The following is a 6,948-nucleotide window of genomic DNA, read 5'->3' as shown; positions in this document are numbered from 1 at the left end:
AGATTACGGCAGCTCACCAGGTCCATCCGCGAGAAGGGCGGATCGCTCAAGATGTCGTGACGCGAGAACGTGCAAAGCTCGCGCACTGACTTGTCAACGCAGTAATGTTCGCCGCCGCGGGCAAAAAAGCGTTCCAGACGTTCAGGCGACACATCGCGCGCGATGTTCTCGATGTATCGGCCTGCGCGGGCGGTCTCCAGCGCGCTCGCGCTGATGTCCGTGCCAAAAATCTGAACTGGCAGATTGGCCGCACCTTCTCCCAGATATTCGATCAGGCATATTGCTATTGAATAGACCTCTTCGCCGGTCGCACAACCCGGTACCCAGATCCTGAGCGGCCCCTTGGGGTCGCTCTCGGCAATGAGACGCGGAAACACCGTCTGACGCAACGCGTCGAATGACTCGGGGTCCCGGAAGAAGCTCGTCACCTGGATCAGCAGATCGCGTCCCAGCGCCAGCACTTCCGCCGGATCGGACTCCAACACCGCGACGTACTCTGCCACCGAAATCAATTGTCCCAACGCCATTCGACGAGACAGCCGGCGCTGAATAGTGCCATGCTTATAGCGACTGAAATCGATACCACAGGCATTTCGGAGGAGGCGGAAGATGGCGCGCAGACTTGTCTCGACGGACTCGTTGGGTGCGTCCACCTCGGTAATCGGAGCGCGGCGCACATGAGGGTGCCGTCCGATACCCATCAATTCTTTCGCGATCTCGCGGGGAGACAGAACGCGATCGACACAGCCCAGTGCAATCGCCGCGTGCGGCATGCTGTTGTATTGCGCAGAGTTTTCGTCCTGCGCGAACGTGATGCCCCCCTCCTGCTGAACGGCCTGCAGACCCAATGCGCCGTCGGAGCCGCTGCCAGAAAGGATTATCCCGATAGCTCGGGAACCTTGATCCTTCGCGAGCGAATCAAGCAAGTCGTCGATTGGCATCGGCGGCCCGAGCGTGCCGTCGCGCGGTCGCAAATGGATACGGCACTGCTCCACCAACATGCTCTTGTTGGAGGGGATGACGTACAGGTGGTCGGCTTCAATATCCATGCCGTCAACGGCTTCGACCACCGGCATGGACACCTTTTTTAGCAGGATTTCAGGCAGCAGGCTGCGACGTGAGGGATCTAGATGCTGTACTACCAGAAAAGCCATCCCACTGACTGCAGGGATTTCTGCCATCAGTTCAAAGATCGCCTCCAGGCCCCCCGCCGAAGCGCCGATCCCGACCAGCGGAAAGCTCGGCGACGTCGGTTCGTTAGCCGCAGTTGCAGGATGGATCACGTGGTCTCCAATCATTCTTCAAGTGCCGCAAGATCGGCACGCGTGCATCATGTGCATCGAAGCAGGTGTTCAGCGCTTCTCGCGACCGCTCGTACGCCGCGGCTTACGGGGCTCCGCCCGATTGCGGGCTTCTTCCTGCTCGATCCAGGCGGCCAAAGCCTGCCGGACGATCCAGCCGCGTGAGCGATCAAGGCGAGCCGCAAGCTGATCGACCTGCTCCGCCAGAGGAAGAGGGACGTGTGCGGTAATCACACGGGTGTTCACATCGGGCATCGCATTCCCCTGCTTTAGCGCGGGTGAGAGGTGAGCAATAAAGTCCAGTCTCGAGCCTATTGCCGAGCCGCACATCCCCGCACGTTGTCGACGCCCAAATTATAGGTCGGCTAATCGCTCTGATTCGAACCGGTTCAGAGCAGCACGCCTCCCACGGTGAGGACAGCAGCTTTCGGGCAAGCGGCACAGTGGAGCGAAAGTTGCGCCGCGCTTCGGAGCGACGTGCGCGGGCCATTTCCGTCGCCAGGACGAAGGCGCACCATTTCTTGCCAGACCTGTTTCTCCATTCAATCCGACCGCTCGTTCCTATCAATGCCGATGGTATCGATTTGCTTGGAGTCCGCACTTTTACTAGACAGATAAGGGTTCGTGTTGTAGCGGCAGCCGGCCTCTGGCCTGGAACAGCAAAGCGCTCGCTACCGGCTCTGATCATAACCGTCGCATACTGTGCGACGCCCCGGCAGGAATGACTGACGCGGCGCTGGACGTCGGTGCCTATACGAAGGCGACCGTGAGTCGGCAGTCGCAACGACGATGGCTTCCGCCTCAAGCGACCGTTGAGGTTATGCCTTTGACGACTGCCCGATGCCACACCCACCCACTCGCACGCATCGCGGAGGCGCTGAACGGTTTTAGACGTGTGCCTTGCGAATTTACGCGCCGTCCACCTGAAACTGCGTATACGGTGAACGCCGTCTCCTCTTTCCCCACTTCACTCTGTCGCTCGACATCCGGACCCTTCTGGCGCTTGGTTGTCCAGGCCGGGAAAGCCACGCAAATGATCTTGCGCCAAGGACATCGCCAGCCACTTGCGTCGCCATCACTGCCACTCTCTGAAACGACTCGAGCGGAAGCGTTAAGGGGTCGGAAGGTTTTCCAAACGTATATTGAAGACTTGAGTTTACGAAACCCAGAGATCCGGGATTGGATACGATCACTCAAGTAGTCGAGCAATACAGTTGCTAAATCGGCGACCTCGAATACCCCGACCGGCGCAGCGATCCATGATGTGATCGGGCTTGCGCGACGCCCAACGCGTCAAGCTGGATCCTTGAAGCTCACCGTTTCAGGCGTCTTTCCCGAGGTCTTCAGCTTGTGCTCACATTGTTCCCACAGCCTACTGGTCCACGCAGTTTTGGTCTTCAAGATAAACGGCGAGCGCCGCGCCAAGGAGCAACAGGACCACCATCATCGCGATCATTTTCGGAACCTTTGAGAACAACGTCAAGCCCGTGGCGCCGCGGTTACGCACGAAAAGGCAACACGGCTGGTCGTAGCCACGCTCGAGTGAGCAAACCGTGGCCCATCTGAACTGAATGCGCGCTCAATGCGCTCCGGTGCGCTGTCGACGGTCGATCGTAGGTATATCGAAGAAACCACTCGGCGTCGTACAGACACGATTTCATGCCGCCTTAGGCACAGCGCTTGCGCGGGCTGAAACAACCATGGCTAGTGCTGGCCTGGCGTATTCACTTACTACCTGGATGATCACATGAAATTTAAAGCCACCCGAGATCGTCTGTGCCGGCTGTTATGGGCTTCGATTACGTAGAACTTCAGCACGGTCCCAACCAGCTAAGCGTGCAGCTTACCCTTTAGGAGGAACTCATGGTAACCACCGTCCCCGCTCGTGAACCGGTCGATTCCCTTATCACTGAAAACGCTGAAAGTACCTTTGAATTTCCGACCAGCGCAAGTCAGCGCTCTCCGCAAGAAAATCCTGAAGCGTCGATGATCACCGGCGAAGGCGATTTTCGTGAAGCATCCCGGTCGTGGGACGCTAAGCCATCGGGGAACGACGCAAGTGTAATTGCAAAAAAGAAGCTTTCAGATATCCAGAATGCGTTTGTCAGAAACTATAGGGTTGCGAGCGATACAACCGATGATTTCGTGTATGACAATCCCTGGAAAGCAATCGTTCTGGCTGCGTTAGGGGGCGTGATCGTCGGCATGCTGGTTTCGCGTTAGCCGACATCGCGTTGCGGAAAGGTCTTGGGTGGCCGCGCCGGTCACACGGCGCTTCGTCTGTAGGGGTTGATGCGCATTGCCCACTTCCCCTGTAGTCCGACGGGCCGTCGTACCGCATCAATGACCGTTCAGACTTTGCCGCCGAGGCAGCGCAGTTCATACCTTCACTGCTGCGTAACGAAGTTAAAACTCCGGGCCACACGGCTCCCGAAACGCGGTCTCTCGGGCCGCCGCATATTGAGCGACTCAGTGCCGGCCAATATCTACTGTTTTATCTTGCCAGTCGCCTTTCCGTTCGCGTCGCCCCCCGAAACGCCGTCCGGCGACATCCCCTTCTCCCGTTGCTGCATTAATGTTGGGCTCCCCGGGCTGCTCGCCCCACTGGAGGCGCTGTCGATTGAGTGGCCGGCGCCGGCGCCGCGCTGGCCCGCTGATGACGCAGCGTTCTGAGTATTTTGCGCGAACACGCTTGTGCTCGCAGCAAGGAAGACGATGACGCTTAACAGAGCTGGGATACGATTCATGGCCGTCTCGAATTGGAGTTTGCAAACTTCAACCAGCATCTATCGTGCCCCGGGAGACCGGGCGCCCGGGCGTAACTCCGGATACCCTTGTGCCACGATCCTCTGCGCTCTTGACGCAACGAGGTTGGCTGACACTGCCCTTCGACTTGCCATTTTATCGCAGTCCGTATCAGACGGCCGATGCCGTCGTAGGGCGCGGTTCAATACGCGTCACTACGATGCTAAAAGAGCCCTAAAAGATCACGCAGGCGACACGCGTAGAATTGGTCCGAACAGCACTTTGGTCGGTAAAGATGGGAACACAGGAGACAGCAGCGTGCATGTTGTTACGCTCATTGATGGCCCAAACGTTACGGAGCCGGCTTTCGAATCGCTCCGCCTCGTCTGCGGATAAAAATCGGGTGACATCAACCGAAACGATTAGGCGGACAACCTTGTAGATTCGGAACCAATCCGTATGTGACGCTGCTCAAGGTGCGTCGCGTGGTAATGGCGCCTTCCCCGCGCGCGTTCCTAGGCGTTCTTGTTTGTCGTGATTTTTAGTACTTCAAGAAGTTCGCTGATGTTCGCCGGCTTGACGAAGTAGGCGTTGAATTATTTTCACCCGGGTTCAGCCCCGCCTCGTCCTGCCACCCCGTCAGCGCGATAAGCGTCACGTGGGCGCCACGCTTGGACCGGCTTCTTCGCGCAACCTCCTTCCCGTCGACGTCAGGTAGTCAGAGGTCGAGAATCACGGCTTCGGGGTGAAAGGCTGTTTCAATGCGCCTGGCATCCAGGCCACCGATCGCCGTTTCCACCATATGGCCTTCCGCCTGAATCAAGAGCGTGAGACTGGCTGCAGCATCTTCGCTGTCGTCCACCATCAGCACTCGGCGCTGTTTATGAAGGACCTCGCAGTGTTTGTGGTGAAAGAAATGCCGAACGCGAAGATCGAACGGCCAAATGACGTCCTGGTGAAGATCACCACGACCAATATTTGCGGCTCCGATCTGCATATGTATGAAGGGTGTACGAGTGCCCGCCCTTCAATATCGGTTGCGCATTTTTGCAAGAACTGCGAACGTGGACTGACCGGCTTTTGTTTGACGGCCGATCCAGGCGTAGCCGGCGCCGCGTATGGATTCGCCGGAATGGGCCCGTACAGCGGTGGTCAAGCCGAGTATTTGCGTGTCCCGTTCGGCGACTTTAATTACTTGGTGCTGCCCGCGGATGCGCAAGATAAGGAAAACGACTATGTGATGCTCTCGGACATTTTTCCGACCGGATATCACGCTACCGAACTCGCCGGTGTCCTTCCAGGCGAGACTGTCGTAATCTATGGTGCCGGACCCGTTGGCTTGATGGCGGCCTTGTCCGCGCAGATCAAAGGCGCGAGCAGAATCATGGTCGTCGATAGTCACTCCGATCGCCTGCAACTTGCGGAGAAAATAGGCGCGATCCCCATCGATGACAGCGACGGCACATCGGCCGACCAGATTCTGGAAATGACAAACGGCGAAGGTGCCGATCGCGGCTGCGAATGCGTCGGCTACCAGTGCAGCTGCAAAGGTCACGAAGTGCCGAGCCTGACGATGAACAACCTTATCAAGGCAGTCCGGCCGACAGGCGGCATCGGCATTGTCAGCGTATTCGTCGCAGAGGATCCAAAGTCAGAGGACGAGCTGTTCAAAGAAGGAAAATTGGCGATCGATTTTGGCCAATTGTGGATGAAGGGCCAGAAGGTTGCGACAGGTCAGGCGAACGTCAAGGCATATAACCGCAGACTGTGTGATCTGATCGAAACCGGGAAAGCTCGGCCGTCAGAGATCATCTCTCACGAGCTTCCGCTGGAGCAGGCGGCGGACGGCTATAAGCATTTCGACGGACGAGATGAGGGCTGGACGAAGGGTGTGCTGAAGACGGCTGCATAGCACGTCCAAGCCGCCGCGCGGTCGGACGTATTTGGTCCTGCGGCGGCTAAAGCTGAACGATTATTCGGATCGATTTGGTACACGGTGTGGTGAGCACGACGGAAAACCGGACCTAGCGCAGTCGCTCCGAGTTACTCCAAATTCAACGCAAGGTTGAGGATCTTCGAATCGGTCGCATTGTCGTCCGAGTTACCGCCGCAGGCGCCCAAAATGGTCACCCACTCGGCCCAAACCGAGGCCGCCTAGGTTTTGAAATAGGCTGGCGCCGTTGCCCGCGGCGCTCGACGCGGCCATCGTAATTGACAATCTACACATTGCCGTGCAATGACCTGCGTACGTGGCCAATCGCGTCCCGCCCGTTCTCTGAAGAAGCGTTCGGAAGCTGGCTGGGGCGTGTCGCCAGTCGCCACTAGATGCGTGTCGAGACTGAACCCTGACCGGCTTGCGCGGATCCAGATCCCGTCCGACTGGATGCCCGATCTCGATGCCTGACGCTCAATCCTGTGGATATAGCCGCACCTCGCTGGAAGCGGGTCTGACTCCACACCGATATCGACGCGTGCGAGGAGCACGGGGCAACAATCGGCGCAACTTCAGGCAGCAATCGCCCGTCGTGTACGTAACATGGATCGGTTGCAGTACCTCCGATGCGACCACGGCGAAGCCACGCCCTTCTTCGCCTGGCGCGCTGCTTCGACGGCCGCGTTGAGCGCAAGAATGTTGGTCTGAAACGCGATCGCTTCGGTCTTTCCACTCCTGCACTTGCAGCTTGAACGCGATGAGCGTCTGCGACACCATGCGCTCGCTTGCGATGCTGTTCGCGGCGACGGTGCGGTAGGTATCGATCGACTGGTTGAGCTTGAAAATACCGTAAAGCGCGCCGGCGAACATGAGCAACAGTGCGGCGGCGAATGCGAGTGGAATCTTGAGGCCGAGTTTCATTGCGGATTTGAAGGCAGAGACGCGCGGCGACACCCTGTTATCGACGGA

The 6,948-nt window shown here is 58.1% G+C and carries 6 protein-coding genes and 1 pseudogene; 3 read left to right on the top strand and 4 right to left on the bottom strand.

Translation table 11 applies throughout. The features are described from left to right. Together AWB80_RS42360 and AWB80_RS42355 are read right to left on the bottom strand one after the other, a co-directional pair. On the bottom strand, positions 1-1,283 hold a 1,283-nt coding region (locus tag AWB80_RS42360; protein ID WP_279628704.1), incomplete at its 3' end, for a chemotaxis protein CheB. A 69-nt stretch (positions 1,284-1,352) separates the two neighbouring features. Beyond that, on the bottom strand, positions 1,353-1,556 hold the full coding sequence (locus AWB80_RS42355) for a ribbon-helix-helix domain-containing protein (RefSeq protein ID WP_208635772.1): 204 nt from the start codon (positions 1,554-1,556) through the stop codon (positions 1,353-1,355). A gap of 1,608 nt (positions 1,557-3,164) precedes the next feature. Between AWB80_RS42355 and AWB80_RS42350 the strand changes: the two genes are divergently transcribed. Next, complete coding sequence (locus tag AWB80_RS42350) at positions 3,165-3,524, top strand: ElaB/YgaM/YqjD family protein (RefSeq protein WP_143328288.1); 360 nt, start codon at positions 3,165-3,167, stop codon at positions 3,522-3,524. 1,240 nt (positions 3,525-4,764) lie between these two features. On the opposite strand, the gene AWB80_RS43800 is transcribed toward AWB80_RS42350, so the two are convergent. After that, positions 4,765-4,911: a response regulator gene (locus tag AWB80_RS43800; protein ID WP_143328287.1), complete on the bottom strand. Its 147-nt coding sequence runs from the start codon at positions 4,909-4,911 to the stop codon at positions 4,765-4,767. Between the two features lie 18 nt (positions 4,912-4,929). Here AWB80_RS43800 and AWB80_RS42340 point away from each other — a divergent pair, with 18 nt between their 5' ends. Then, positions 4,930-5,958: a glutathione-independent formaldehyde dehydrogenase gene (locus AWB80_RS42340; protein WP_087132106.1), complete on the top strand. Its 1,029-nt coding sequence runs from the start codon at positions 4,930-4,932 to the stop codon at positions 5,956-5,958. A gap of 639 nt (positions 5,959-6,597) precedes the next feature. On the opposite strand, the pseudogene AWB80_RS45225 reads toward AWB80_RS42340, so the two are convergent. Further along, positions 6,598-6,710 (bottom strand): annotated as a pseudogene (locus AWB80_RS45225) (methyl-accepting chemotaxis protein); the annotation flags it as partial. A gap of 10 nt (positions 6,711-6,720) precedes the next feature. On the opposite strand from AWB80_RS45225, the gene AWB80_RS45730 reads away from it, so the two are divergent. Further along, the coding region (locus tag AWB80_RS45730) for a hypothetical protein (protein ID WP_208635771.1) at positions 6,721-6,948 on the top strand (228 nt) is incomplete at its 3' end.

The organism is Caballeronia pedi (genome assembly GCF_001544915.2).
In the GTDB taxonomy this organism is placed as follows: domain Bacteria; phylum Pseudomonadota; class Gammaproteobacteria; order Burkholderiales; family Burkholderiaceae; genus Caballeronia; species Caballeronia pedi.
This window is presented reverse-complemented; position numbering and strand designations above follow the sequence as displayed.

Excerpts from the sequence above, each read along its gene's own strand:
- AWB80_RS42355 (WP_208635772.1), bottom strand. The coding sequence starts at position 1,556 with ATGCCCGATGTGAACACCCGTGTGATTACCGCACACGTCCCTCTTCCT.
- AWB80_RS42350 (WP_143328288.1), top strand. The coding sequence starts at position 3,165 with ATGGTAACCACCGTCCCCGCTCGTGAACCGGTCGATTCCCTTATCACT.
- AWB80_RS43800 (WP_143328287.1), bottom strand. The coding sequence starts at position 4,911 with ATGGTGGACGACAGCGAAGATGCTGCAGCCAGTCTCACGCTCTTGATT.
- AWB80_RS42340 (WP_087132106.1), top strand. The coding sequence starts at position 4,930 with ATGAAGGACCTCGCAGTGTTTGTGGTGAAAGAAATGCCGAACGCGAAG.